The following is a 24319-nucleotide window of genomic DNA, read 5'->3' as shown; positions in this document are numbered from 1 at the left end:
CCTTGGCCTCGGCCTTCAGTAGGAGCGTCAGGCTGATGTGACGCGGGCACCGGGACCGTTTTGACGTGGGACTCCTACATCTCTACATCTGAAAACGGAGCACCGGTGCCCGCCTTCGAAGCATGGGCGATCGAGCCCTTGTGGGTCCAGTTCGAGGCCCTCCTGCCACCGCAACTCGAGACACATCCGTGGGGCTGTCACAACCCACGGATCCCGGACCGGATCGTGTTCGACAAGCTCGTCGCGAAACTCGTCTTCGGCGGCTCGTACCAGAAGCACTCCGATCAATCGTGCTCGGCAACCACGATGAGAACCCGACGCAACGAGTGGATCGCGGCCGGTGTCTTCGCAGGGCTGGAGCAGATCGTGTTGGAGACCTACGACCGTGTCGTGGGCCTGGACCTGGCCGACATCACCGTCGACGGGCAGATCACCAAAGCGCCCTGCGGTGGCGAGGTCGCCGGGAAATCACCGATTGACCGGGGAAAACTCGGGATCAAGTGGTCGCGGATGACCGACGGACGCGGGATCCCGCTGGGCTGTGTCGTGACCGGCGCGAACCGGCACGACTCCCCGTTCCTGCGCCCGACGCCAGAGAAGCTCGGGCGTTTCGAGCTCGCGTTGCCTGAGCAGATCGCGGTACACCTTGACGCGGGCTACGACTCCACGGTCACCCGCAAACTGCTGACCGATCTCGGCTGCGAGTGGCGGATCCAGCCCAAGGGCGTCGTGATCCCGATCAACCGACACTCGCCGCTGGGTCGTCGAGCGCACCAACTCCTGGTACAGCCGCGGCTTCAACTTCAGCCTGTCCTGCACGGAACGTCGAGCGGTCGTCATCAACGCACTGCTCGCGTTGATGACCGCGATCATCGTGATCCGACGCCTCATCCGCGAAGCCTGGACCAGCCAACGCTGGGACACACGGCCAGCCCGTCGACCATGACGCCTTGCCCTCTACCCGCGGAATCTCTTAGGTGTGCTGTCCGGAGAGTCCCGTCTGCCTCGCCGTGCCCGTGGGCCCGCCCCGCCCGCTGACCGCCGCTGTGAAGGAGCGGGAAACTCGCCGGCCAAGAGCCGACTCGCGCCGCCGCCCGCACGGGGCGAGTACCTCACCGCGGCCGGGGGACGGCTGCCCGACCTCCTCGCCTCCGTCCGGCCGGGACGAACGCCGTAGCGTCCCCTCCCTCGCCGCCTGGATCCGTCTGCATCGTCCGGGCCCCCGGTCCGGCCTCCTCGCCGGATGCCACTCCAGCGGCTCCCGCGAGGTGCCCTTCCCGGCCCGTCACTGCGGTGTGGCGACAGGCGAGGCGGGCCCGGACCGGTGCAGGAACGGCCGGGGAATCCTGGGTCCGCCTGCTCGGTGGCCGCCTCGGTGGTGCCTCATCGTCGCGACGGCGGGACGATGGACAGGGGGCCGCGCGGCTCAGAGCAAGGAGGCGGGCCGGTGACCGAGGGCTGGTGGGCTGCGGGCTCCGCCCAAGTGCGGGCCGGGCCGTCGCCGCCGGGTGCCCTGCTGGACGTGCTCGGGGTCGCCGCGGTGGTGCTCGACGCGGAGGGGCGGATCGTCCTGTGGAGCCCGCAGGCCGAGGCGCTGTTCGGCTACACCGCAGGCGAGGCACTGGGTGCCTTTGCCGGCCGTCTCCTGGTCAGTGAGGAGAACCTGGAGCTGGTGATCGACCTGTTCTCCCAGGTGATGGAGGGGGGCGGCCCCTGGGCGGGAGTCTTCCCCGTACGGTGCAAGGACGGCAGCACCCGGTCGGCGGAATTCCGCAACATGCGGCTGGAGGACCGGAACGGACACTTCTTCGCCCTGGGCCTGGCGACCGACCAGCCCACCCTGCGCCAGGTGGAGCGGGACCTGGCTGTCTCCCTACGGCTGGTGGCCCAGACTCCGATCGGGATCGGCGTCCTCGATACACAGCTGCGGTTCATCACGGTCAATCCCGCGCTGGAGCGACTCAACGGCCTGCCGGCGGCCGAGCACGTAGGCCGCCATGTCCGAGATGCCGTGCCCTTCTTGGACACCGAGGACATCGAGAACACGATGGGCGAGGTGCTGGCGACCGGGAAACCCGTACTCGATCGTTTCACGGTCGGTCGCACCCCCGCCGATCCCGCCACCGAGCATGCCTGGCGGGTCTCGTATCACTGCCTGGAAGACTCTGCGGGGAACGTGCTGGGGCTGGCCACCTCGGTCGTCGACTGCACCGAGGAGTACCGCACCCGCAATCACATGGCGCTGCTGGCGGACGCCTCCAAACGCATCGGCACCACCCTCGATACCGACACCACAGCACGGGAACTGGCCGAGGTGTGCGTGCCCGACCTGGCCGACTCTGCCACCGTCGACCTCCTCGCCTTGGTCACCGACGACAACCAGACCGAGTCCAGACCGGAGAATCCCCACGACTTCCACCCCGCCGCCACGGCCTCCACGACGGGTTCCCCCTCGTCGGCACCTGCCCGGATCGTGGCCGGGTGCATCGACACCGGCTGTCCGCTGCAACTCTACGAGGGCGCGGCCGGCACCTCAGGCCACGCGGCGGCTCCCGGAACGGGCGCACGGAGCGGGCGGAAGTGCTGCCGCCTGGTCGTGCCGCTGATTGCCCACGGTGAGGTCATCGGGGCCCTGGACCTTGCTCGTTCCCGTGATTCCGCCGGCTTCGACCAGGACGCCCTGGCGCTCGCCCAGGAAATCGCCTCCCGCGCGGCCGTCTGCCTCGACAATGCCCACGGCTATCAGCAACAGCGCCAAGCGGCCCTCGCCCTCCAGCGCCACCTGCTTCCCCATCGCCCGCCCCAGCACTCGGGCCTGTCGGTCGCCTACCGCTACCGGCCGGCCCGAGCCGCCAGCGCCGTCGGAGGGGACTGGTTCGACGTCATCGCCACCCCGCACCAGACCACGACCCTGGTCATCGGAGACGTCATGGGCAGCGGCCTGTCCGCCGCGGGCACCATGGGCCAACTGCGTACCGCCATCCGCATCCTGGCCACGCTCGGCCTGGATCCGGCCCGCATCCTGCAGCACGTCGATATCAACGCCACCGGCCTCGAACACGGCATCGCCACCTGCACCCTGGCCGTCTACGACTCACGCCAGGCGACGTGCTGCATCGCAACCGCCGGACATCTGCCGCCGGTTCACCTCCACGGGCAGCAGCCGACACTGCTCGATCTGCCCACCGGCGCTCCCCTCGGCGTCGGAGGCGTGTCCTTCCACACCACACACCTGCGCCTGGCCCCCGGCGACCGTCTCGTCCTCTACACCGACGGGCTCATCGAAACGCGCGACGAGCCGATCGACTGCCGCCTCGACATGCTCCTGCGAACCCTGCAAGGCGCACCCACCGGTGTGGAAGCCGTGTGCAACCTGCTCATGGACACCCTGCACATCGACGACCTCGACGACGCCACCCTGCTCGTCGCGCAGGTGCCTCTCAACAGTCCGCCGGCCGAGGATCGGCCGTAACGCCGGCACCCATGGACCGCACGTACTGACGTGAACCGTCCGCGATGCCGACTCCCACCTGACGCGGACCACTGGATCCGCCGGCACCCGCGGCCGGGCTGTCAGCGCACCCGGTATGAGCGGCTGTGGTGCGGGGTGTGGGTGACGATCCCGTGGCGTTCCAGGGCCTGCAGGTGGTAGGCGACCGTCGAGGCGGACAGGGCGACCGCGTCGGCGATTTCCCGTATAGACGGCGGGTAGCCGACATCGTCCGTCAGCTCCCGCAGGGCCCGTGCGATCCGGCGCTGGGTGTCGGTGAGGTAGGCGGTCATCGCCGGGTCTCTTCGGTGTCTGGTGCCCAGGTCTGCTGCTTGAGCGCCATCCGGGCGGCCGGGGCCCGGCCGGGGATGGTCGCCCAGTAGGGGTGCGTGGCAATCCGTACGGACAGTCGCTGCAGCGTACGGCGCAGAACAGTGGTCTGGGCAGGGTTCTGCTCCTGGGCGAGCTGACGGTAGGCGGCGTACCAGGAGTGCTGGGCCTGCACGAGGTCATCGGGGAAGTCGTAGGAGGACATCACCCTCGGATTGCATCACATGTTCGAATTGCGGTGCAGCACACGCAAGGGTGAATCTCGCACCCGGCTGTGGCCGGACGCGTCACCTGGCAGGTGGGCTCCTGAGCTGGCGGTCCGAGTGTTTCGGTCGGCGGGCCCGGCGGCGGCCGGGGTGAAGGCTCCCCGGTTCACGGTGTGGCCACCCGCGTTCGTCACGTACAGCGGAGCCGGCACCGCTGCCGACTCCGGCACTCGGGTCCACCCACTCAAGCGCTCACCCGCTGTGGGGTTCAGATCCAGTACGGCGCCGTGCGGACCGGACCGGGCCGGGAGGCCTCGGGCCACGCCGGTCTCACAGCTCCCACGACCTGGGCCGCTCCAGCCCCTCCCACTCGCCGCGGAGCAGGGACAGCAGCGCGAGGTCGTAGCGGCGCCCGCGGTGCAGGCACACCGAGCGGCGGACGCCCTCCCGGACGAAGCCCGACCTGGCCAGGACCGCCAGCGCGGCGTGGTTGTCGGTGTGGGTGTCCGCCGCGAGGCGGTGCAGGGGCAGTTCGCCGAAGGCGAGGTCGACGAGGGCGTCGAGGGCGTCCGTGCCGAGGCCGCGGTGCCGGTGCTCAGGGGCCAGCATCAGTGCGATCTCCGCCGTGCCGTCGACGAAATCCTGGTCGGTGAGTGCGATATGGCCCACCGGCGTGCCGTCCGGGAGCAGGACGAGGAAGTCGTCGCGGTCGTACGTGGCGATATAGCTCTCGATGCGCTCGCGGAGCGAGGACAGGGGGCGTGGCCAGAAGCCGATCTCATGGATCGCCTTGGGGTCGCACCGCCATGCGTGCAGCAACTCGGCATCGTCGACATCGAGTGGGGCGAGGCGGATCTGCTGCCCCCGCCAGCAGGTCTCCCGGCCCGCATCCGCCGCCGGCCGTGCTGTCCCGCCCGTCTCTTCCCCCGTGTTCTCTGTCACGGGAGGATGCTACGGGCCGGGCGGGGGCCGGGCCACGGGATTTCGCCGACGGGCGGAACAATCCGCGTGTCGAGCAGGCGACTTCGGTGTAGGAGCGCTACAACTCACCCCCAGGGCACGGGACTTCGACCGGATGTCCGTCGGATCCCGCCCCACGTGCTCCGTGCACGCTGCGAGCCCCGGGCACGCACGCAGCGAACCCCCGGGCATTGCGGCGGCGGAGTGGGCCGGGTCGGCGACTGCCTTCGGGCCTGCCTCATCGGGTGGGGCAGAGCCGGTACATGCGGCGCCCGGCCTGCGCCCAAGACCGGCCGGCTGCTCGCCGGCCGCGGCGAGGTGCCTGTCGAGGGTCCTCACTCCTGTTCGTCCAGCATGAAGGATCCGTACTCGGGCTTCCCCGCTCGTTCGTAGGCGCAGTACTGCACGCCCACACTGGTGGTGTGGGATTCCGTGAGTGTCCAGGCGGCAGGGGCGGCACCCTCGGTGAAGAGCCGCTTGCCGATGCCGATGATCACGGGGTTGACGAGCAGCCGGTACTCGTCGACGAGGTCGTGCCGCTGCAGGGTGTGGATGAGGTCGCTGCTGCCCTGCGTCATGATCACGCCGTCGAGCCGCTCCTTGAGCTGTGCGACGGACTCCGCGGCCTCGCCCTTGAGCAGATGGGAGTTGTGCCACTCCAGGCTGTTGCGGGTGCGCGAGGTGACGTACTTGGGCATGGCATTGAGCTTCACGGCGATCGGGTCGTTCTCGTCCGTGACGCGGGGCCAGTGGGCGGCGAAGATGTCGTACGTCTTCCGGCCGAGCAGCAGATGGTCGGCGGTCCGCTCGAAGATCCCCGTCATGAGGTCCATGAAGTCGTCGTCGACGTACGGGACCTGCCAGCCGCCGTGCTCGAAGCCTTCGTCGACGTCCTCGCCCCGGCCGCCCGGGGCCTGCATGACGCCGTCCAGGGTGACGAACGCGGTGACGATCAGTTTGCTCATGGTGCTGCCTTTCGGGTGCGGAATCTGCCTGCAGGTGAATTGACTCCCGGGCCGGCGAGAAGTCATCGCCCGCCGCGCGACGGTCTTCGGCACATTCCGTGATCAGCGGCCCGCCACGCGCAACCTTGCGTGGGGAGGGCGTCGGCTCCGTCGAAAGGACTCACCCCGGCCCGGGGCCGACGAGGGGGCGGAAACCAGTGCGCGAAGCCTCTCACCAGCACGTGCTCTGGTAAGGGCGTGCGGCGGTGACAGCGTGGCGGCGCGGCCGGGCGGACAGCCCCACGTCGGCAGGAGGATCCGCCCGCACCTGCGGCACAGGAAGCCCGCCCGTTCTCGTCCTTACACACCCCGGTGTGCGCGGGTGTCGCGGAGCCGATCCAGGTACTGCCGGTGCCTGGACCGGCTCTCTGAACGCACACAGGCTTGCTGCCATGCGCGACACATCCACCACTGACACATCCACCACAGACACACCCACCACAGACACACCCACCACCCCTGCCTCCCTGGGCTTGCTGGCCGGCAAGGTCGCCTTCATCACCGGTGCCGGGCGCGGTATCGGCGCCGCGGCGGCTCGGCTGTTCGCCCGGGAGGGCGCCCGGGTGCTGCTCGCGGCCCGGACGGAGGCACAGCTGAAGGCGGTGGCCGAGGAGATCCGGGCGGCGGGCGGCATCGCGGACCACGTGGTGTGCGACCTGGCCGACCCGGCAGGCGTCCGCGCCGCCGTCGACCGGGCCGTGGACCTGTACGGCCGACTCGACGTCGCCTTCAACAACGGCGCCACGTTCGTGCCGCCCGGCCCGATGGACCAGGTGACGGAGGCCGACTTCGACCACGTCTACGCCGTGAATCTCAGGGGCCCCTGGCTGGCCATGGTCGCCGAGGTCGCCGCCATCCGGGCCACGGCCGGCACGGGCGCCCTCGTCAACAACTCCAGCGTCGGCAGCCTGCGGGGCAACCCCGAGCTGCCCGCGTACGGCGCGATGAAGCGGGCGGTCAACAGCCTCACCGAGTCCGCTGCCCTGACGTACGGCCCGGAAGGCATCCGCGTCAACGCGATCGCCCCCGGCAACACGCTGACCGAGATGATCCGTACCTGGGAAGCGGATTCACCCGGTCTCGTCGAGCGACTCAAGGCGCGTACCCCACTCGGCCGCGCGGCCGACCCTGAGGAAATCGCCCAGGCCGCCGCCTGGCTCCTCAGCGACCGCTCCTCCTACGTGACCGGCACGGTCCTGCGGGTCGACGGCGGCGCGCGGGCCTGAGCCGGGACCGGGGGCCCGCCCCGAGACGACCACCCCACCCCGGTCAAGGCCGGGCGGAGCCCTGAACGGAGGTGGTGGCGTCGGCGATCTCCGCGCGGCCCAGAGCCGGCCGCAGCGTCAGGGCAGCCGCGGATCCTGCCACCAGGCCGCAGAGCAGGGCGGCAGGGACACCGTTACCGATGCCGGCGGACAGGCGCAGCAGGTCCCAGCGCAGGTCCGAGATCGCCCCGTCCACCGCCATCCTCAGCAGCTGGCTCGCCAGCAGCCCGAGGACGGTCGCGCAGACTGCGCCGGCCGCCATCGCGGGGACAGTGGCTCGGGTGAGCAGGCCGGGCAGCCGCCGCAGTGCCCACCACACCACGGCGAGCAGCAGCACGTCGGTGGCGCGATACAGGAGCCAGTCACCGAGCGGCGCCCCTCCCGGGCCCGTCCAGGCGCCGAGCAGCAGCCACTGCCGCAGGAGGTCGCCCGGCTCGGCGAACAGCCCGATGCCCGGGGAGACTCCCTGGAGAAAGGCGGCGACCGGCTGGTACGAAAGGACCACCAGGGACAGCGCGATCACCGCGGTCCCGGCGGTGGCGGCAAGGCGGGCGGCGCGCGCCGGGACGACCTCCCGCGGCAGCGGACCGGTCCCCTTGACGGTGACCCGCGCGAGGAACACGATCACCGCCGCCGCGACCAGTGCGGTCACCACCAAGACCTGCCGCCCGGAGGAGATCACGCTCGCCAGCTGGGGCAGGAAGCGGTAACTGCCGTGCCCTCCCGAGGCGATCAGCCACGGCGCGGAGACGGTCACCGCCAGGGTCCCGGCCACCAGCCCCCAGGCCCACACGGCGAGCAGCGTGGCCGGCATCCGGCCGTGCACCGGCGGCAGCCTGCGGATCAGGAGCAGCGCCCCGGGTACGAAGAAGGCGAAGACCGCGCCGAACCGGATCTGCAGCGCGGTGGTGTACAGCGCAAGGTAGTTGGTGCCGGCGGCCCTGGCCGCGTCCCCGAACCCGCCGGGCCCCTCGCTGCCGAACTGAACCGAGGCCGGAGGGTCGTACGACCAAGGGGTGAGCCAGCGCTCCAGCTCGGCGGCGGCCTGGCCGTCGAGCATGCCGGTGGCGCCCGGCAGGTGCAGTGCGTGCGCGCTTGCCCCCGCCCACCACAGAAGGGCCGTGAGCAGCAGCCCTCCAGCCAGTGCCGGTATCACCGCGCGCCGGTATGTCATGACTTTCCCCCGCCTTGGTCGCGCATCCCCTGAATCCCCTGCCCGGGGGAGATTACGGGGCGTTGATCACATACGGATCACGGTCGTACGCCGGGTTGCCCGAGCGACGGAGACGACGGCCTCAGCTGGACCCCGGGGACGACCGGGCAGTTGGCGCTCCTGCGTGGCTCCGGCCGGACCGAGTCCAGTGCCGTCCGCCTCCGTCACCTCACGCTGTACTCGCGCTCAGGCTCCCGCATCGCCTGCCGACTCGATGGTCACGCCGAATCGCCGCGTACAGCTCGGCCTTCGACGTCTGCAGCATGACCTTGCGCAGCAAGCTGCAGCTCAGCATCCGGGGCTGCCGTCTTGCCCACCGTCTTGTCCTCATGGAGCAGATGATCCAGTGGTTCCAGCGCCCAAGCGGCGTCACCCGCGGCTGCCTGGCTTGCTGTGCCACAAGAGGAAAGCCCGCGCTTGACCGGCCACCTGTTCAGGCCGACGCGTTCGGTTCGCCCCCGGGGCGGCGGCCCCATGCGGAAATGGTGACTTGGGGGATGTCGATGAACGCTGGGTCCTTGAGCAGGGTGGCGAACTCCGCCAAGTCGGCTTCGGTGAGGAGACCGTCGGCGAGAAGCGCGGGGGCCGCCTGGGTAACGAGGGGGAGCCAGCGGTCCTTGTCCAGCCCGCCCATGCAGCCGAGGTTTCCGACGAAGGCCACCTCGGTCAGCGCGTTGCGGGCGAGGAGAGAGGGCAGGGCGCGGGCCCAGGTCATGTCGGCGCCGTGTTTGCGGTAGGTGCGCTGATAGGCGTCGAGGATGCGCTGGATCAGGGGGAAAGGTGAGGTGTCGGCCGGCAGGTGGTAGGGCTCTTCGATGAAGAGCCGGCCGCCGGGGGAGAGCCAGCGGGCGGCCCGCGCGATCATGTCGTCGCGGTCCTGGAGATGGCAGAACAGGTAGCGCGCGTGGATGAGGTCGAAGCTGCCGGGCGCGTAGTCTCCGCGCGTGATGTCGGCTTCCTGGATCTCCAGGTTCGCGGCCCGGCCCGCATCCAGATGGCGGGTGTCGAGATCGACGGCGACCACCCGCCCGTCCGGACAGCGTCCGGCGAGCCAATAGGCGATGGAGCCGGTGCCCGCGCCCAGTTCCAGGCAGTTCCATGAGGCTTCGATGGGAAAGCCATCCAGGATTCCGGTGGTGAACGCGTCGACATTGCGTTGGATGGCCTCTAAGCGGTCACGTTCACGCTGGGCGTCATTGCTCAACAAGCCGGAGTTGTACGGGGTGGTGGCAGGCTGCTGTGTCATGGGCTGCGCCTCTCTCGTGCGAGTAGCCGGGGCATGGCGGTCGCGCCGGCCCGGCCCGGCGTGGCGGGGTCGGATGCTGTGGCGGGATAGCGCACGAGTGTACGGCGCGTAGCGTGCGGGTCTGGAGGACGGCAGGCAGCCAACTCGCCCGGCCTCTTATGACCCACTACGGCGGCCGTGGCACTCCGCGGGCTACAGGGCCGGCGAGCGCCAGGCGTCGAGTTCCAAGCTGATGAGCCGCAGCCGACCGCCCCTGCGGTCAGGGCTGGTCGTACCAGGCCAACGCTGCGATCCGCCAGCCCTCTGAGGTGCGGACGAACTGGATGGTCTTGGTCCCGCCTCCCTCGAACGGCTCACCATCCAAGGTCCCGGACTTGCGGTACTCGCTGAACCGCGACGCGATATCGCCCGCGATCTCTGTCCGTTCGGAGGTCTCCCACTCGGAGAACTCGACGAGCCGACCGTCGGTCAGCAGCCGCTGGCGAGGCTCGATGAACTCGTCCACGGTGTAGACCGTGAACTCCGGGCCGGCCTTGACCATCACACCACCCGGAAGAACCAACCGGCGGATCCGGGCCACGTCGGCCGCCTTGCCGCCCCGGTTGTCAAAGGCCTCGAAGAACTCGGCGGTCACCACGTCTATCTCGGTCTTGGGCACGGCGCGACAGTAACAGTGAAGGGGCCCGGACATCGTCGGTCTCGACAAGCTGCGGCACTGGTCAGGAGCGGGACAGCGGTGGGAGAAACCGGGAGGCGCAACGTGCACCGGCCCTCGCTCCTGACGGGCCGAGCAAAAGGCGCCTGACGGGCAAAAGCCCAGGTCAGTGAAGGCTATGTCTGCCGCCCGGGCGGCGGGCCGGCGACCGCCGGGTCCAGATACGCGGGACCGGGCAGACCTTTGCGACGCATGGCGATCCCGGTCAGCGCCTCGAAGATGGCTCGGCGGGCGTTCATGGTGGTGGTGTAGCCGGGATCGAGATGGGGTGCGACCTCGACGATGTCCATGCCCACGACGGGCGTCTCGTGACAGATCCGGCGGATGGCCGGCAGCAGTTCGCGGTTGGTGAGGCCGGGTGGCTCCGGTGTGCCGGTGCCGGGCGCGAAGGCCGGGTCCAGCACGTCGATGTCCAGCGACACGAACAGATATTCCGGCCCGTCCAGCGCCTCATCGATGGCCTGTTGGAGGACCACGTCGAATCCGCGTCGGTCGATCTCAGCCATGAAGTGCGCGCGCAGTCCGTGCTCGCGCATCCAGTCGAACAGTTCGTCGTCGGGCGCGATCGCGCTGCGCAGGCCGATCTGGATGAAGTTGCGTCCGGGGACATGCTCGTCCTCGATCAATCGGCGGATCGGGGTTGCGTGCGAGGTGGGATGGCCGAACAGGTCGTGGGAGCAGTCCGGGTGGGCGTCGAAATGGATCACGCCGACCTTGCCCGCCCCGTACACGTCGGCCATAGCCGCAGCGTCCGGCCACAGGATCGAGTGGTCCCCGCCGAGCACGATCGGGATCGCGCCCGTTCCGGCGATCTCGCGGACCAGAGCACGGATCGGTTCCATGGAGTTGTCGATGCTGAAAGGGTCCACGGCGGCATCGCCGTAGTCGACTACCGTCAACTCCTCGAACGGTTTGATGCGGGTGCTGGGATTGACCAGCATCTGCGGAGTGTTGGGCAGAATCCGCTCATCGGCCCTGATCGCACGTGGCCCGTAGGCCGCCCCCCGGTGTCCGGTGGACATGTCCACCGGTGCCCCGACAACTGCCACATCGACGTGACCGGCACGCAAGTCGTCCGGATTCAGGCACAGCGGCAGCCCGAAGAACGTGGCGACCCCGGCGTAAGCCGGTACGAACGCATACCGCTGCAGGTTGATCGGCCCGGGCTCGCGCCTCGGGTCGGACGTACGGTCGAGTTCCCATTTCCAGGCATCCGGCGGTACACCTTCCATGAGCAGCTCCTTTCGATCCCGTCCGGACAGCCCCTTGGTACGGATGGGGCCGGGCCGGCCACACAGCCGTCACTCAACCCGACCTGCGGTGATTCGCCGCGCACCTTGGCGAGACAGACCGCAACAGTCAGTCGTTCGGACCGGTGAGCAGGATGTCGGCAGGTCACGACAGGGCATCTGGGGTGGCGCCTGGGCTCCTGGCGGATACCCTCCACGCCTTCACCCCGGCGTGCAGGAATCAGGCGGACAGCGGCCGATGGCCGGCGACACGCGAGGAGGTGGGAAAGGGGTGCGCCGTATGGGCTGGTTCTCCCTGTTCACCGCCCTACGCGCCCAAAGCCCATGCCTGTGTGGCCGCATGCCAGGAGGGTGCCTCCGGCGTGAGGGCCGCGATGCCCGGTGCCGCAAGGGCCCGGGCGAAGACCAAGGGCAGCCCCCTTCATCGCGAGGAGAGGGCTCCTCATGAGCACGACCACAAAGAACTCAAGCCAGACGGGACTGCTCCGGCACTGAAAGCACCCGTCCCCGTCGGCTGAGGCCTCCATCGTGGTGACATCTCCGGCATCGATCCACGGGTCGGAACATCATCACCAACCTATGGCCTCCGCCGGAGTGTTGACAGTGGTGGCGAAGCAAGTGGCACGGATCGCGGACATCAAATGTTCCCACGACATTGCCTGACCATTACTCACTGATGCGATGGGAATGAGGTGTTGGTCTGGATAGCTGCACTTCGGGTGCGGTGCGGGATACCGAAGTGCAGATGGTGCGATGACACCGCGACGCATGAATCCAGTTGGTCGGGCGGGAAAAGTTGGAATCCAGAGAGCAACCAGTGGCCACGTTGAGTACATGGGAACGGCAAATTTGGCTACCTTTCAGTCTTTCCCGTTTGATTTCGGCTCGTACCGCGGCGTAGCGTAGGAAGTGGTCCAGCTGGACAGTTGGACCATCATCAGAGATTCAAGGAGGCACGATGAGCTTCCGAAGCGTATTCCCCCGCAGGCATGGCGACGATTGGGACGACTACGGCCGACGTGGATACGGTCGTGGACGGCGCGGGCGTGGCCGTGGACGCGGTCGTGGCCGCGGACGCGGCTTTGGCCGAGGTCGTGGATTCGGCCGCGGAGGCCGTTTCTAGGACCTCACAGGTCAACTTCGAGGCTGGTCCCCAATTGTGAGGGCTGGCCTCGAAGGTGCTGCGAGACAGGGGCTGCCGGTCGTGCCAATTCCCGTTCGCAGTATCCGTATCGGGGATCTGATGCCGACTCCTGAGTCGCCGACCTCGATGAGGAAAGCGTCATCGGCGAAGGCGGCTCATCAGCTTGCAATGCTCGCGCATCCTGAACCCGTACTTGTCAACAGCTCATTGATTCTACGGAGTCCCGCGACGTTCCGAGTGCCTGAGCAAGGGAAACGCTGCGTGGGGCGCATTTGCTCACACGCAGCGCGCTTCCGGGCCTTCCCTGCCCACGGTATTCAGTATTCCCGTCGACGACTTGCATCGCAATCCCAGATGCGCAACGCGCCCTTTGCGCACTCCTTCCGACTGCATAACGATGCGCTGCGCTCAGACGAACGGTCCGGCCGTTGGCTGTCATAGGTACGACGATTTTGGACTGTCGTTGGTTATGGAAATACCGCCGCAGGACAATCGATAGGCGGCGTGACCGGGCGTGGCACCGGACGCTGTTCAGCGCAGAGTCGCCGTGAGTCGCGTTGCGTAGGGGGTGCTGGAGGCCCGGTGCAACGCCGATAGATGGTCGGCGTTCGTGCCGTACATCGTGCCTACGAGGGCACCTCGTGGCTCGCAGTATCAGTTGTGGTCGCCGTGGTGCGGGTGTAGCGCGCCCGCATGGCGTGGTTGGCAACGGGGCCGGCGGCGAACACATAGGCATGACTGTCGTCGAGGCGGCTGCCGGTCTTGGCGTCGACTACCGCGGGTTCGACTTCTTCGCCGCTGTTGGTGTCGATCAGAATCATGCTGCGCTGCTCAGGGGTGAGGCGGGAGTTGCCCCATGCCGCAAGCGTGACGATCACCGGGCGCAGGGAGCGCCCCAGGCCGGTGAGGACGTACTCGTGGCGCACGGGGTTGGTCTGGTACGGGCGGCGCTCCAGCAGCCCATCGGCGACGAGGGTTTTCAGGCGTGCGGTGAGCATGCTTGCTAAAGTCGAAGTTACTGGCTTCTATTTTAGCAGTAACTGCAGGAGGTGATGTTGCTCCTGCCTGCACCCGGGAACGGAACTCGTCATGACCACCCCCACCAGCGAATATCTCAAGGCCCGCCGCGCCACGTCTCCTCGATCCAGCGCCGCATGCCGCTGTGGAACGGCACTCTCGCGTACGCCGCTGCCAAGGCCGCGCTGACCACCTACAGCAAGGGCCTGGCCAACGAGGTCGCCCCACACGGCATCCGCATCAACACCGTCTCTCCCGGCTTCGTCCAGACCACTGCCGCCGACAACCTCGTCGCACGGATCGCCGAGAACGCCGGCACCACCCACGAAGCGGCGCTCAAGCAACTGATGGCATCCCTGGGCGGCATCCCCCTGGGGCGTCCCAACCGCCCGGAAGAAGTGGCTGAACTGGTTGCCTTCCTCGCCTCTGACCGAGCATCGGCGATCGTCGGCGCCGAGCACGTCATCGACAGAGCACTACATCGCCACACAGCACCTGGAAGGCAACTTCCCGGGTGGGGTCGTCGACCTGCGCTACCGGTTCACCCTCAACTGTGGCCTCATCGAGGGCCTTCTCATCGAACCCTGACTCGCGCACCCAGAGATGCTCCGCCCGACACCACAGCCAACGGCACTCAGCCTGTTAGCAGTTCTCACCGTGCAGTGGTAAGAGATCGCTGTCGGTCGTGCTGTGGCTCGGTGAGCACCAGCTTTGGCAGCCGGGATTGCCACCGGGCCGTGATGAGTGCCGAGAGGAAGCAAGAACATGACCGCCTCGTACGAAACCATCAGCACCAGGCTGGACGGCAACGTCCTGTCCGCCACCTTCCACGCCACGCCGATCAACCTCATCGGTCCCGCGGTCGTGCGCGACCTGGTCGGACTGCTCGAGGAGCTTTCCCAACCGGCGACTGCACGGGTGGTGGTCTTCGACAGCGCGGATCCCGACTTCTTCTTCCCGCACGTCGACCTGACCAAAGTGCCCGAATACACCGCTGAAGCCGCGAAAGCCGGAGGCCCGGGCGACGCCTCCCTGGGGATGCTGTTCCGCAAGCTCAGCGAGATCCCGGCCGTCACGATCGCCAAACTGCGCGGCCGAGCACGGGGGGGGGGCGGGCAGCGAGTTCCTCCTCGCCTGCGACATGCGCTTCGCCTCCCGGGAGAACGCTGTCCTGTGCCAGCCCGAAGTCGGCATCGGCACCCCGCCAGGCGCGGGAGCGATCCAGCACCTCACCCGTCTGCTGGGCCGGGGCCGAGCGCTCGAAAGCCGTGCTGACGTCGGCCGACTTCGATGCCGAACTCGCCGAACGTTACGGATGGATCAACCGCGCGGTGCCCGACGCCGAGCTGGACGACTTCGTAGCCGGCATGGCCGCGCGCATCGGGGGCTTCCCCCGCGATGCACTGATCGCAGTCAAAATGGCCATCAACGCCATCAGCCTGCCGACTCCGGCCGACGTACGCGCGGATGCCGCCCTGTTCCAGCAGCTCGTACGGGGTGAGGCGGCGCAGCAACGCACGGCAGAGCTGTTCGAGCGGGGCTTCCAGACCCGTGGCCGTACCGAACTCGACCTCGGTGACGCACTGGGCGACTTGAAGGCCGTCGACTGATACCGATGACCAAACCATGCTTGCGCCCCGTGGCCTGCATGTACCTCGAACCAGGTGTCGGGTGGCCGGGCTCTGGCGCAACTTCAGTGAAGCGGCCACTCCGAGTCACACATGCGGCTGCAGCACATCCCGCTCGGCGATCTCGAACCGACCGCTGGGAGCGGCCACCTGCGCACACTCGACAAATGCTCATGGATACCTCTGCGGGCGGGCGCGATGCCGCAAAAGCCGGGAAGATGGAAGGTGAGGGCCGTCGCACGTCGGCGCCGCTCCAGGGCACCCTGCTGGGCGCTTGAGTCGTACTCGGCCGAGAGCTGACCGAAGCGAGGGACCGCGGTGCCAGATATGCATGTGATCGTCCTCCCGGGCGGCGGATATGCCGAACATGCGGCACACGAGGCCGACCCGATCGTCGACTGGCTCAGCGGGCTCGGGGTACAGGCGAGCGTCTTCCGTTATCCGCTCAACGTCCGGCACCCGCGACCGCTCCAAGCCCTCCGTGCCGAGATCCGGCGCCGCCGCGCGAGTGGGGTGGACCGCATCGGTCTGATGGGATTCTCCGCCGGTGGTCACCTGGCCGGCCTCGCGGCTCTCGCACCTGGTGCCGAGGCGCAGGACGTCGTGCAGTTCGTGGTCCTCGGATATGCGATCACGTCGATGGAAACCGAAACCTACCGCCCCGCCAGGCTGATCCTGCTGGGGGAGGATGCCGGCCCGGCGCTGCGGCGCTCGACGTCTCTGGACGCCTTGGTGACGCGTGAATCGCCACCGTTCTTCCTGTGGCACACCGCGGAGGACGTCTACGTCCCTCCCGATCACACCTACCGCTTTGCCGCGGCGCTTGCGGCCCACCATGTCCCCCATGCCGTGCATGTGTTCGCGCACGGGCCGCACAGCCTCGGCCTGGCCGAAGGCGCGGGGGACGCGGCGAACTGGACAGCGTTGGCCGCGTCCTGGCTTCGCGAACGCGCAGAAGCCTGAGGGCGGATGTCCACGGGCTCTTGTAGCGCGGGCGACGGTCCTTGCCCATGCCGCGGATGGGTTGGGGAAACCGTTGCCTCCGGCATTCACTCTCATAGCCTGCTGTTGTGACCCGGCTGGAGTGCGTGGCCGCGCATACCGGTGCGAACGGGTCGTCGAGCGGCTCGAAGGCCGTGGCTACACCGTCATGGCCCCCGCCAACCCGCTACGCGGGCTGTACAGCGACTCCACCTACATCGCCTCCGTACTGGACAGCATCAAGGGCCCGCTCGTGCTGGTAGGGCACTCCTACGGCGGCGCCCTGATCAGCTCGGCCGCCGCGGGCAACCCCTGTGAAGTCCCTGGTGTACGTCTCGGCGCTGATGCCCGACGTGGGCGAGAATGGCATGTCCCTGGCCGCCAGGTTCCCCAGCGAACTCGACACCGCCACGAAGTCCGTCCCCTACCGGGCCGGCGACGGCGTCAGCGGGACCGACCTCTACCTCAAGCCCGACAGACTCCAGCAGGTCTTCGCCGCCGACCTGCCGGAGAGCGTCACGAGGGTCATGGCGGTGACCCAACGGCCCGCGGCCACGACCGCGTTCTCGGAGAAGGCCAAGGTGGCCGCCTGGAAACACATTCCGTCGTGGTTCCTCGTCGCGAAGCAGGACAAGACCATCAGGACAAGACCATCAACCCCGACCAGGAACGCTTCGAGGCGAAGCGCGCGGGTTCACACACGGTGGAGATCGACTCCTCCCATGTGGCCATGATCGCCCACCCCGAAGCGGTCACCGACCTCGTCCTCCAAGCCGCCACGGCAGCCGAATCCGCCCGGCCCGCCCTGGCCACCACGGGCTCTCCCCATGACGCCCGGCCCGAGACCGCACTCACCGGCATCGCCGCCGCCTCGTTGATCGCGGGCGCAGGAGCCCTCCTCCTGGGCCGCCGGCTGAGGCGCCCCGCGCTCTGACGGCGCTCCAGAACGGCGTTCCTTCCGGTGTCACCGGCGGCCGTTAGGGCGTACGGCCTGTAGTTTTCCACCGCACTTCACCAAAGCCATCCCGAAGACCTCTTTGCACCGCTACCTACAGAGGTAGCCGAACCGGAGGCATTGAGGGGGCAAGGCCGGACGGCGCCTCCACCGGAGTCGGTGAGCCACGACGGCCTGCTCCGGTGGTTGCCACGGTGCGCCGCCTCGGGGCCAGGGCCGCGCGCAGCGCCGGGGTGAGGAAGCGGCGGGTCTCGGAAGGGGTGAGGGCTGCGGGGGTGGGGAGGGGGTTGAGGTAGCGGGTGTAGATGAGGCCGCCGAGGATCGTCACCACGGCCGTGGCGCGGGCGGTCGCGTCCCGGCCGCCGAGAAATTCAACAAGCCGGGCCAGCAGCTCGCGTTCCAGGTATTCGCGGATCGCCTCCGCGGCCTCGTCGCCCTGGGTGGTGAGTTGCAGGAAGTCGGCGTCCTCCCACAGGTCCGTCACCGCGTCGATCAGGCGGTCGGGGAGGGTGGCCGGGTCTCCGCCGAGGACATCGTCCACCGCCAGCGCATTGGCGCACTGGACCTGCATCACATCCGCGAACAGGCCCTTCTTCGAGCCGAAGTGGTACGCGATCAGCGCCGGGTCGACCCCGGCGGCCCCGGCCACCGCGCGCAGGGTGGTGCGCCGGTAGCCGTGTTCCAGGAACAGTGCACGGGCCGCTGAGACGATCGCCTCGCGGGTCCGCGGGTTGCCGCGGGGGCGGCCCCGGGTGCGGGCGGGGGCAGGGTCGGCGTTATTCATCAGCGTTGAGCTTGCGTTTCGTGATCGGCACAGTCAAGGGCATTCCAGGACCACACGAAGGGATGACCCGACACCATGCGTATCGCCATCTTCGGCGCCAACGGACCGACCGGCCACTACCTCACCGACCAGGCCCTCGCCGCCGGCCACGAGGTCGTTGCCGTGACCCGCCGCCCCGGATCCCTCCCCGTGCGGCCCGGCCTCGCCGTGGCCGTCGCCGACGCCACCGACCCGGCGGCCGTCGACGCCGCCATCGCCGGGACGGACGCCGTCCTCTCCGCGCTGGGCGCACGCTTCAGCAAGGAGACCATCACCACGTACTCGGCGAGCGCCACCGCCATCACCGGGGCCATGGCCCGCCACGGCATCAAGCGGCTGCTCACCGTCAGTTCCAGCATCGCCGACCCGAACTGGCGCCCCACCGGCTCCCACTTCTTCAACCATGTACTCGACCCGCTGGTGAACCGACGCCTCGGCCGCACCCTCCACGAGGACATGCGCCGCATGGAGGCCGCGATCCGTCAGACAGACCTCGACTGGACCCTGGTCCGCCCCTCGGGTCTCTTCGAGCACTCCGCCGTCACGGACTACCACACCGCCGAGACCAGCGCCGACGGCGTCTTCACCGCCCGCGTGGACCTCGCCGCGAGCATGCTGCGCGAACTGGCGGAGCAGCGGTACGTCCGCACGGCCATGGGCGTCATCACCACAGCCGTGAAGCCCAACATCGCCAAGCTGATCTGGAACGAGGGCGTGAAGAAGAAGTGAGCCGGGCCACCGCCGAACTCCCGGCCACCACACGGGCGTTCCTCACCCGCCCCCACACGGCCACCCTCACCACCCTCCGCCCCGACGGCAGCCCGCACGTCACCCCCGTCCGCTTCACCTTCGACGCGGCCACCGCTCTGGCCCGGGTGACCACCCGGGCCAGAGCCCGCAAGGCCCAGAACGTAGCGACGGGCGGCTCGACGGCCCGTGTCGCGCTCTGCCAGGCGGACGGCTTCCGCTGGGTCACCCTCGAAGGCCAGGCCACCGTCACCGACGCCCCCGCGCGCCTGGCCGAGGCGGTCCGCCGCTACACCGTCCGCTACCGCGCGGCCCCGCCCGCCCCGCTGGACCTGGTCGTCATCGAGATCGCCGTCGAACGCGTCCTGAGCCTCAACCTCTGAAATCTCCCTACGGAAAGCGAAGTGACACCCCGATGCCCACCCTCCCCGTCCTCGACTCCACCCTCCACTACCGCGAGTCCGGCGACCCCGACGGGCTGCCGTTCGTCTTCCTCCACGGCAACCCCACCTCTTCCCACCTGTGGCGGAACGTGCTGCCAGGTGTGGCTGCGCCCGGCCGCCGCCTTCTGGCCCCCGACCTCATCGGCATGGGCGACTCCGGCAAGCCCGACCTCGCCTACTCCTTCGACGACCACGCCCATTACCTCGACGCCTGGTTCGACGCCCTCGGCCTTGCCGAGGCCGTCCTCGTCGGCCACGACTGGGGCGGCGCGCTCGCCTTCGACCGCGCCGCCCGCCTCCCGGGCACCGTCCGCGGTCTCGCCTTCACCGAGACAATCGTCAAGCCGCTGGTCGGCGACGAATTCCCGGCGGCCGGACGGGAGTTGTTCACCCTCCTGCGCACCCCCGGGGTGGGCGAGGAGATGATCCTGGAGAAGTCACTGTTCATCGAGGGCCTCCCGGACACACTCGCCACCCCGCTCGATCCGGCCGACCTGGAGATCTACCGCCGCCCCTTCCCGACGCCACAGAGCCGCCGCCCGGTGCTGGCGTGGACGCGCATGATGCCGCTGGATGCCGAGCCCGCCGACGTCGTGGCCCGCGTCGCACACTACGACGCCTGGCTGGCGGCCAGCCCCGAAGTCCCCAAGCTCCTCGCCGCGTTCGATCCGGGTCCCGGCGCGATGACCGACCAAGGAGCCGTGGCCTGGTGCGAGGAACACATCGCGGGCCTGGAGGTCTCCCGCCACGGCCTCGCCGGCCACCATTCCCCGGAGGACCGCCCCGAGGAACTGGCCGCGGCCATCAACGCCTGGGCCGACCGCCACCAGCTGGCACGCCAGTAGGGTGCCTTGACTGACCCATCAACTCGGAGTCGTGTGCAGGCGACTTCCAGCATCAGTGCGGCCGACTTGAAAAGCTGGCACCTGCGGAGCCGGCCCGGACCCCGCAGGGCCTTCAAAAACACCTTCAAAACCCTGGGTTGTTCAACAACCACACGTCTGGGCAGCGAGGCGTTCTTCGCCGCGCTGTACGGGGTCAGCCCCATCGAGCACTCCTCGGGCCGACACCCTTGCCGTCGGCTCAATCGTGGGGGCGACCGACAAGCCAATGCCGCGCTCCACCGGATCGTGCAGACCCGTCTGCGCCACGGCGCGCGCACCCCGGACTACTCCACGCGCCGCATCAAGCAGCGCAAGCAAGACCCGACGCGAGATCATCCGCTGCCTCGAACGCTACGCCGCCCGAGATGTCTTCCACCTGAATGTCTTCCACCTGATCAGGCCGCTACCCGCAGAACTCCCGCTATAGGGGTGAGGAACCCGCCGGCAGCCCGGCCTACGGGACGGCGTCCCTCGCCTCTGTCGTGTCACGGAAGCCGGCGACGGCCTGCCAGTTGGGGTTCGCGGGCGTGCCACCAGCAGCGAACCAGTAACCCAGGGGAGTGGACCGGACCCTGCGCGCGAATGACCTCACAGGACCCACCAGTCACCTGCACAACACATCCACAGAGGTGAACCCCGTTACATGGCTATGACACAGCCAGCTTGAGTCGCTGTCATCGTACAAGTAGGTTCGCTATGAACCGAGTTCTTACTACGCACCGGCGTCCCTTCGCCGGAAGGATGGACGCCCCATGGGTTCCCACGCCCGCCCCAACCGAATACACCGCACCGGAGTCCGGATCGCGATGGTCGCACTTGTCGGTGCCGCCCTGCCGATCACCGCCGCCGGCCTCGCCGAGGCGGCAACCCCTGGCGCCACGCACTCCGCAGACGAGAACGACCAGCAGGGTGGCGAGGCCACCACCACGGCCGGCCAGACCCAGGGCACGCAGCGGCAGTTCCAGCCTGCCCAGGCGGCACAGCACGCTGTCAAGGACAAGGCAGCCGATGCGCAGGACGCGAAGGGCCAGGCCGCTCCCCAGATCAACGCCGACCACGCCTTCCTGCTGGACGCCCGCGACGGCAGCCAGGAGCGGGAGCTGTGGGGCGGGGCCAAGGCGGACGAGAGCGTGCCGATGGCCAGCACCACCAAGATCATGACCGCCATCGTGGTGCTCAAGCACCCGGAGTGGCTGAACCGGAAGATCACGGTGAAGCAGGAGTACCGGGACTACGTCCAGAAGGTCGGCGGCAGCACCGCCGACCTTCAGACCGGTGACACGCTGACCGTCGAGCAGCTGCTGCACGCCATGCTGATCCCGTCCGGCGACGACGCCGCGATGGCGCTGGCCGACAACTTCGGCTCCGGGGACACCCAGGACGCGCGGATCGCCGACTTCGTGAACCAGATGAACGCCGAGGCGCAACAACTGGGCATGACCGGCACGCACTTCGACACGTTCGACGGCATCTCACACGGCAACAACCACAGCACCGCTCGAGACCTGGCCAAGCTCGGCCAGCGCGCGATGCTGCAGCCGCTGTTCGCCGACGTCGTGAAGAACAAGCAGTTCAAGACCGAGGCCCCGGCGGCCAACGGCCACACCCGGTACTACAGCTGGGACAACACCAACAAGCTGCTGAGCACCTACGACGGTGCCCTGGGCATCAAGACGGGCAGCGGCCCGGAGGACGGCTACTGCGTCGTTTTCGCCGCCAAGCGGGACAACCGCACCCTGGTCGGCGCGATCCTCAAGGACGACGAGGGCCGCTTCGACGACGCCACCAAGATGCTCGACTGGGGCTTCGCCCACTGAACAGACAGAGCCCCCGGCACTGAGTGGGCACCGCGCGCACCGCGTGCGGCACCGTCGGCCCCCGACCCGCCCCACGGCACCGCCAGCTGCGCAGGCCCCGCTGCCGGGGGAGCGGGGCGTGGATGGTTTTGTCGACCCTGGGGCCGGTTACGGGGCCGGGCCTGATGGCCGCCGCTCCCGCCACTGAGGTCGGGCGCGCGTCTCATGAGCCTCGCCGGCGCACTCGTCCCTCGTCGCCGGGGGAATGTCCTCGGGTGCCGTGCCGACCCGTATCCGCAGTACCCGGACGGGACGGCGCCGGCGGCCGGCATCCCACTGCGGTTTCTCTAACGCAGGCAGTGTGGCGTGGAGCGAAGTAAACAGCTTCTGCGCAGCTCGGCGTCGGCGCGGCGGGGTCGCTTTGACCTTCTTCACGCTTGGTGCATCGGAGGCGGTGGCTGCCGGGGGAGAGGCGGCCATTGCCACCGAGGCCGGAGTGGCCGCTGCCGCGATGAGCGCAGAGGTGGCCGCGAGCGCCGAAGCCGCCGTACTGGCGACAGCGGTTCCAGCAGTGGATGGGACAGATGCATGCTGACGGGCGGACGTCCCCAGCGCTCACACCCAATGGAAAGAAGCCGAAGATCGATGCCCGCCGCGCCTACCAACTGCGGGTAGCCGGCTCGACGGAGTACAACCTGCACACCACCGTCCCCAACAAGGCCGGCGGCCAGTTGGGTATGAACGCCGACGGAGTCCGGGCGCAGGATGGCGCCGCGGTCGACGCCAAGTACGTCGGCCAGCAAATCAGATGCCGCTCCCCGCTACGCCTCGGCAACGTCGACAATGTCCCGTCATACGTGTACGCATCGACAGAGAAGAGCAAAGGGGACGAGCTTGTGAAGTACGGCTCTGCGTTCAAGGACCCCCGAAATCAGGTCAACCACCTGGAAGTCATCACCAACGATGAAAAGGCGGCTGCCTACTACGACGCCATGATGGCGGCCAAGGGCGTTCCCGGCGAAACCCGTATCGTCAAGTAGCCGCAGTCCTGAACCATTCTGGAAGGACACACGGTGGGATCCAGTTTCTTCGTCAGCGCCGACCAGCAGAACGGTGCTTCCTGGCCGTTCTCAACCGAGCAACTAGCCGAAGCCTTGACCCGACTGTGGCCCGGCAGCGCCATCGGAGGCACACCCGACGATGTCCTCGAAATGGACATCCACGTCGATGAGCGGACCCTGCACTTCGCCTGGCAGGTCGAATACCAGGTCCTTCTCTTCCCCGACCAGGAGCCCCTGTCCGAACCCGCACGAATCGTGCACCGGCTGCTACGGGAACTTGCACCCGATGTCCCCGCCGTCTGGTGGAGCGAATCCGACGCGACGTTGGAACCGATCGACCTGTCGCCAGATCCTGAGCCATTCATTCGCGAGTTCGCCGGCTGATATATGCCCAGAGACCACGTTCCCGCCTACGATGACCGACGCAGCGTGGGCGGGACACGCACGCACCTCAACGGGCGCATGCGGCAAACACCGGTCGCCACGGGTGGGGATGTTCGCGAGAATTGACGTCGCGTCTATGTCGGAGCTCCTCGGGCTTGTGGCTGCACCCTGCTGGAAGCCTGCCGTATGGAAATCTCTGCTGTGCTCTTCGATGTGGACGGAGTCCTCCTGGCCTCAGCAGGCGCTCACCGGAGAGTCTGGAACTCCTGGTCATTGGTGAGGGGCCTGGAACCCGAGAAGGTGTGGGAGCTCACCCTCGGGCGGCGCCCTGAGGATGCCGTCAAGGATGGGCCGGGGCGCCGAACAGGCCAGGCGTCACCGCGTCCCGGGTCACTACAGTCATGGGACTACTCCTTGAGGCCGTCCCCTGAAGGGGCGCCGAGGTCGGCAGGACCCAATCTCCGGTGTCGCCCTATCGGCCCGGCGTCCTGGAGCATCCACGGTGGGACGGGGCCGGGATAAGACGGTGATAGCGCGGGCATGCGGCCGCGATGGGCATCTGGCCCACGCTGGTTCCAGTAACGCCGCACGGATCGCGAAGCGGGTTGCGAGACGAATGGCCACATCGAAGGAGAGCTGAGATGTCCGTCAAGAAGCTGCCGGTCGCCGTGACGCCTGGCGGCGGCCCACCCGCCGACAACACGCCGTGGACGTGACCGGCCGGCATGTCTCCTGGTGTCAGCTGACCGATGTCACGGGCTTGCCCAGGATGGCAAC

Annotated in this window: 21 protein-coding genes and 5 pseudogenes; 16 read left to right on the top strand and 10 right to left on the bottom strand. The window is 68.6% G+C overall.

All coding sequences use genetic code 11. From position 1 onward, the window contains the following. Positions 1-105 precede the first annotated feature (105 nt). Positions 106-946, top strand: a pseudogene (locus ACWGI6_RS31135) (IS5 family transposase). Between the two features lie 459 nt (positions 947-1405). Beyond that, positions 1406-3472: a SpoIIE family protein phosphatase gene (locus ACWGI6_RS31130; RefSeq protein WP_453270600.1), complete on the top strand. Its 2067-nt coding sequence runs from the start codon at positions 1406-1408 to the stop codon at positions 3470-3472. A 101-nt stretch (positions 3473-3573) separates the two neighbouring features. On the opposite strand, the gene ACWGI6_RS31125 is transcribed toward ACWGI6_RS31130, so the two are convergent. From ACWGI6_RS31125 to ACWGI6_RS31110, 4 genes are all read right to left on the bottom strand, one after another. Beyond that, the gene (locus ACWGI6_RS31125; protein ID WP_453270599.1) at positions 3574-3783 is read right to left on the bottom strand and encodes a LexA family protein; all 210 of its coding nucleotides are present in this window, start codon (positions 3781-3783) and stop codon (positions 3574-3576) included. Then, entirely contained in the window at positions 3780-4025 is a 246-nt protein-coding gene (locus tag ACWGI6_RS31120; RefSeq protein ID WP_453270598.1) for a hypothetical protein, read from the bottom strand. Before ACWGI6_RS31120 ends, ACWGI6_RS31125 begins: the two co-directional genes overlap by 4 nt. Positions 4026-4356: 331 nt before the next feature. Next, complete coding sequence (locus ACWGI6_RS31115) at positions 4357-4968, bottom strand: GNAT family N-acetyltransferase (RefSeq protein ID WP_453270597.1); 612 nt, start codon at positions 4966-4968, stop codon at positions 4357-4359. Between the two features lie 353 nt (positions 4969-5321). Next, entirely contained in the window at positions 5322-5951 is a 630-nt protein-coding gene (locus tag ACWGI6_RS31110) for a dihydrofolate reductase family protein (protein WP_453270596.1), read from the bottom strand. A gap of 431 nt (positions 5952-6382) precedes the next feature. Between ACWGI6_RS31110 and ACWGI6_RS31105 the strand changes: the two genes are divergently transcribed. Next, positions 6383-7216 carry an SDR family NAD(P)-dependent oxidoreductase gene (locus tag ACWGI6_RS31105; protein WP_453270595.1) on the top strand — a complete coding sequence of 278 codons (834 nt, stop codon included), beginning with the start codon at positions 6383-6385 and terminating at the stop codon, positions 7214-7216. Between the two features lie 43 nt (positions 7217-7259). Here the strand turns inward: ACWGI6_RS31105 and ACWGI6_RS31100 are convergent, their stop codons facing one another. The 4 genes from ACWGI6_RS31100 to ACWGI6_RS31085 all read right to left on the bottom strand — a co-directional run bounded on the left by ACWGI6_RS31100 (position 7260) and on the right by ACWGI6_RS31085 (position 11661). Beyond that, positions 7260-8429 (bottom strand): hypothetical protein, encoded by a 1170-nt coding sequence (locus ACWGI6_RS31100; RefSeq protein WP_453270594.1) that lies wholly within the window; start codon positions 8427-8429, stop codon positions 7260-7262. Positions 8430-8901: 472 nt separating this feature from the next. Next, positions 8902-9714, bottom strand: a complete 813-nt coding sequence (locus ACWGI6_RS31095) for a class I SAM-dependent methyltransferase (RefSeq protein ID WP_453270593.1) — start codon at positions 9712-9714, stop codon at positions 8902-8904. Between the two features lie 259 nt (positions 9715-9973). Next, a complete protein-coding gene (locus tag ACWGI6_RS31090) occupies positions 9974-10372 on the bottom strand; it encodes a DUF4440 domain-containing protein (protein ID WP_453270592.1) in 399 nt (132 codons plus the stop codon). A gap of 173 nt (positions 10373-10545) precedes the next feature. Beyond that, positions 10546-11661: an agmatinase family protein gene (locus tag ACWGI6_RS31085; protein WP_453270591.1), complete on the bottom strand. Its 1116-nt coding sequence runs from the start codon at positions 11659-11661 to the stop codon at positions 10546-10548. A 1007-nt stretch (positions 11662-12668) separates the two neighbouring features. On the opposite strand from ACWGI6_RS31085, the gene ACWGI6_RS31080 reads away from it, so the two are divergent. Then, on the top strand, positions 12669-12842 hold the full coding sequence (locus tag ACWGI6_RS31080; RefSeq protein WP_453270590.1) for a hypothetical protein: 174 nt from the start codon (positions 12669-12671) through the stop codon (positions 12840-12842). 607 nt (positions 12843-13449) lie between these two features. On the opposite strand, the pseudogene ACWGI6_RS31075 reads toward ACWGI6_RS31080, so the two are convergent. After that, a pseudogene (locus ACWGI6_RS31075) lies at positions 13450-13827 on the bottom strand (winged helix-turn-helix transcriptional regulator); the annotation flags it as partial. Positions 13828-13947: 120 nt separating this feature from the next. On the opposite strand from ACWGI6_RS31075, the pseudogene ACWGI6_RS31070 reads away from it, so the two are divergent. The 5 genes and pseudogenes from ACWGI6_RS31070 to ACWGI6_RS31050 form a co-directional block, all read left to right on the top strand. Beyond that, positions 13948-14310 (top strand): annotated as a pseudogene (locus tag ACWGI6_RS31070) (SDR family oxidoreductase); the annotation flags it as partial. A gap of 671 nt (positions 14311-14981) precedes the next feature. Next, a pseudogene (locus ACWGI6_RS31065) lies at positions 14982-15041 on the top strand (hypothetical protein); the annotation flags it as partial. 67 nt (positions 15042-15108) lie between these two features. Next, a complete protein-coding gene (locus ACWGI6_RS31060; protein ID WP_453270634.1) occupies positions 15109-15450 on the top strand; it encodes an enoyl-CoA hydratase/isomerase family protein in 342 nt (113 codons plus the stop codon). A gap of 345 nt (positions 15451-15795) precedes the next feature. Continuing rightward, complete coding sequence (locus ACWGI6_RS31055) at positions 15796-16431, top strand: alpha/beta hydrolase (RefSeq protein ID WP_453270630.1); 636 nt, start codon at positions 15796-15798, stop codon at positions 16429-16431. Beyond that, positions 16313-17383 carry an alpha/beta fold hydrolase gene (locus ACWGI6_RS31050; RefSeq protein WP_453270589.1) on the top strand — a complete coding sequence of 357 codons (1071 nt, stop codon included), beginning with the start codon at positions 16313-16315 and terminating at the stop codon, positions 17381-17383. Before ACWGI6_RS31055 ends, ACWGI6_RS31050 begins: the two co-directional genes overlap by 119 nt. Before the next feature lie 115 nt (positions 17384-17498). Here the strand turns inward: ACWGI6_RS31050 and ACWGI6_RS31045 are convergent, their stop codons facing one another. Further along, positions 17499-18188, bottom strand: a complete 690-nt coding sequence (locus tag ACWGI6_RS31045; protein WP_453270588.1) for a TetR/AcrR family transcriptional regulator — start codon at positions 18186-18188, stop codon at positions 17499-17501. Between the two features lie 75 nt (positions 18189-18263). Between ACWGI6_RS31045 and ACWGI6_RS31040 the strand changes: the two genes are divergently transcribed. The 7 genes and pseudogenes from ACWGI6_RS31040 (at position 18264) to ACWGI6_RS31010 (ending at position 23542) form a co-directional block, all read left to right on the top strand. After that, positions 18264-18956 carry an NAD(P)-dependent oxidoreductase gene (locus ACWGI6_RS31040; protein ID WP_453270587.1) on the top strand — a complete coding sequence of 231 codons (693 nt, stop codon included), beginning with the start codon at positions 18264-18266 and terminating at the stop codon, positions 18954-18956. Next, the gene (locus tag ACWGI6_RS31035) at positions 18953-19357 is read left to right on the top strand and encodes a pyridoxamine 5'-phosphate oxidase family protein (protein WP_453270586.1); all 405 of its coding nucleotides are present in this window, start codon (positions 18953-18955) and stop codon (positions 19355-19357) included. The genes ACWGI6_RS31040 and ACWGI6_RS31035 overlap by 4 nt, the downstream gene beginning before the upstream one ends. A gap of 32 nt (positions 19358-19389) precedes the next feature. After that, a complete protein-coding gene (locus tag ACWGI6_RS31030; RefSeq protein WP_453270585.1) occupies positions 19390-20262 on the top strand; it encodes a haloalkane dehalogenase in 873 nt (290 codons plus the stop codon). 153 nt (positions 20263-20415) lie between these two features. After that, a pseudogene (locus ACWGI6_RS31025) lies at positions 20416-20728 on the top strand (transposase); the annotation flags it as partial. Between the two features lie 325 nt (positions 20729-21053). Beyond that, a complete protein-coding gene (locus tag ACWGI6_RS31020) occupies positions 21054-22118 on the top strand; it encodes a D-alanyl-D-alanine carboxypeptidase family protein (protein WP_453270584.1) in 1065 nt (354 codons plus the stop codon). A gap of 563 nt (positions 22119-22681) precedes the next feature. Then, positions 22682-23137, top strand: coding sequence for a restriction endonuclease fold toxin-2 domain-containing protein (locus ACWGI6_RS31015; protein ID WP_453270583.1), 456 nt, complete (start codon positions 22682-22684; stop codon positions 23135-23137). A 33-nt stretch (positions 23138-23170) separates the two neighbouring features. After that, a complete protein-coding gene (locus ACWGI6_RS31010; RefSeq protein WP_453270582.1) occupies positions 23171-23542 on the top strand; it encodes a hypothetical protein in 372 nt (123 codons plus the stop codon). Positions 23543-24319 lie beyond the last annotated feature (777 nt).

It is taken from the genome of Streptomyces sp. NPDC054786 (genome assembly GCF_053611685.1).
The sequence above is the reverse complement of the archived record's forward strand: the minus strand, read 5'-3'. Positions and strand labels throughout refer to the sequence as shown.

Coding starts and splice junctions, on each gene's coding strand:
- ACWGI6_RS31130 (WP_453270600.1), top strand. CDS start 1,406: ATGGACAGGGGGCCGCGCGGCTCAGAGCAAGGAGGCGGGCCGGTGACC.
- ACWGI6_RS31125 (WP_453270599.1), bottom strand. CDS start 3,783: ATGACCGCCTACCTCACCGACACCCAGCGCCGGATCGCACGGGCCCTG.
- ACWGI6_RS31120 (WP_453270598.1), bottom strand. CDS start 4,025: ATGTCCTCCTACGACTTCCCCGATGACCTCGTGCAGGCCCAGCACTCC.
- ACWGI6_RS31110 (WP_453270596.1), bottom strand. CDS start 5,951: ATGAGCAAACTGATCGTCACCGCGTTCGTCACCCTGGACGGCGTCATG.
- ACWGI6_RS31105 (WP_453270595.1), top strand. CDS start 6,383: ATGCGCGACACATCCACCACTGACACATCCACCACAGACACACCCACC.
- ACWGI6_RS31100 (WP_453270594.1), bottom strand. CDS start 8,429: ATGACATACCGGCGCGCGGTGATACCGGCACTGGCTGGAGGGCTGCTG.
- ACWGI6_RS31095 (WP_453270593.1), bottom strand. CDS start 9,714: ATGACACAGCAGCCTGCCACCACCCCGTACAACTCCGGCTTGTTGAGC.
- ACWGI6_RS31085 (WP_453270591.1), bottom strand. CDS start 11,661: ATGGAAGGTGTACCGCCGGATGCCTGGAAATGGGAACTCGACCGTACG.
- ACWGI6_RS31080 (WP_453270590.1), top strand. CDS start 12,669: ATGGCGACGATTGGGACGACTACGGCCGACGTGGATACGGTCGTGGAC.
- ACWGI6_RS31055 (WP_453270630.1), top strand. CDS start 15,796: ATGCATGTGATCGTCCTCCCGGGCGGCGGATATGCCGAACATGCGGCA.
- ACWGI6_RS31050 (WP_453270589.1), top strand. CDS start 16,313: ATGCCGTGCATGTGTTCGCGCACGGGCCGCACAGCCTCGGCCTGGCCG.
- ACWGI6_RS31045 (WP_453270588.1), bottom strand. CDS start 18,188: ATGAATAACGCCGACCCTGCCCCCGCCCGCACCCGGGGCCGCCCCCGC.
- ACWGI6_RS31040 (WP_453270587.1), top strand. CDS start 18,264: ATGCGTATCGCCATCTTCGGCGCCAACGGACCGACCGGCCACTACCTC.
- ACWGI6_RS31030 (WP_453270585.1), top strand. CDS start 19,390: ATGCCCACCCTCCCCGTCCTCGACTCCACCCTCCACTACCGCGAGTCC.
- ACWGI6_RS31020 (WP_453270584.1), top strand. CDS start 21,054: ATGGGTTCCCACGCCCGCCCCAACCGAATACACCGCACCGGAGTCCGG.
- ACWGI6_RS31015 (WP_453270583.1), top strand. CDS start 22,682: ATGCATGCTGACGGGCGGACGTCCCCAGCGCTCACACCCAATGGAAAG.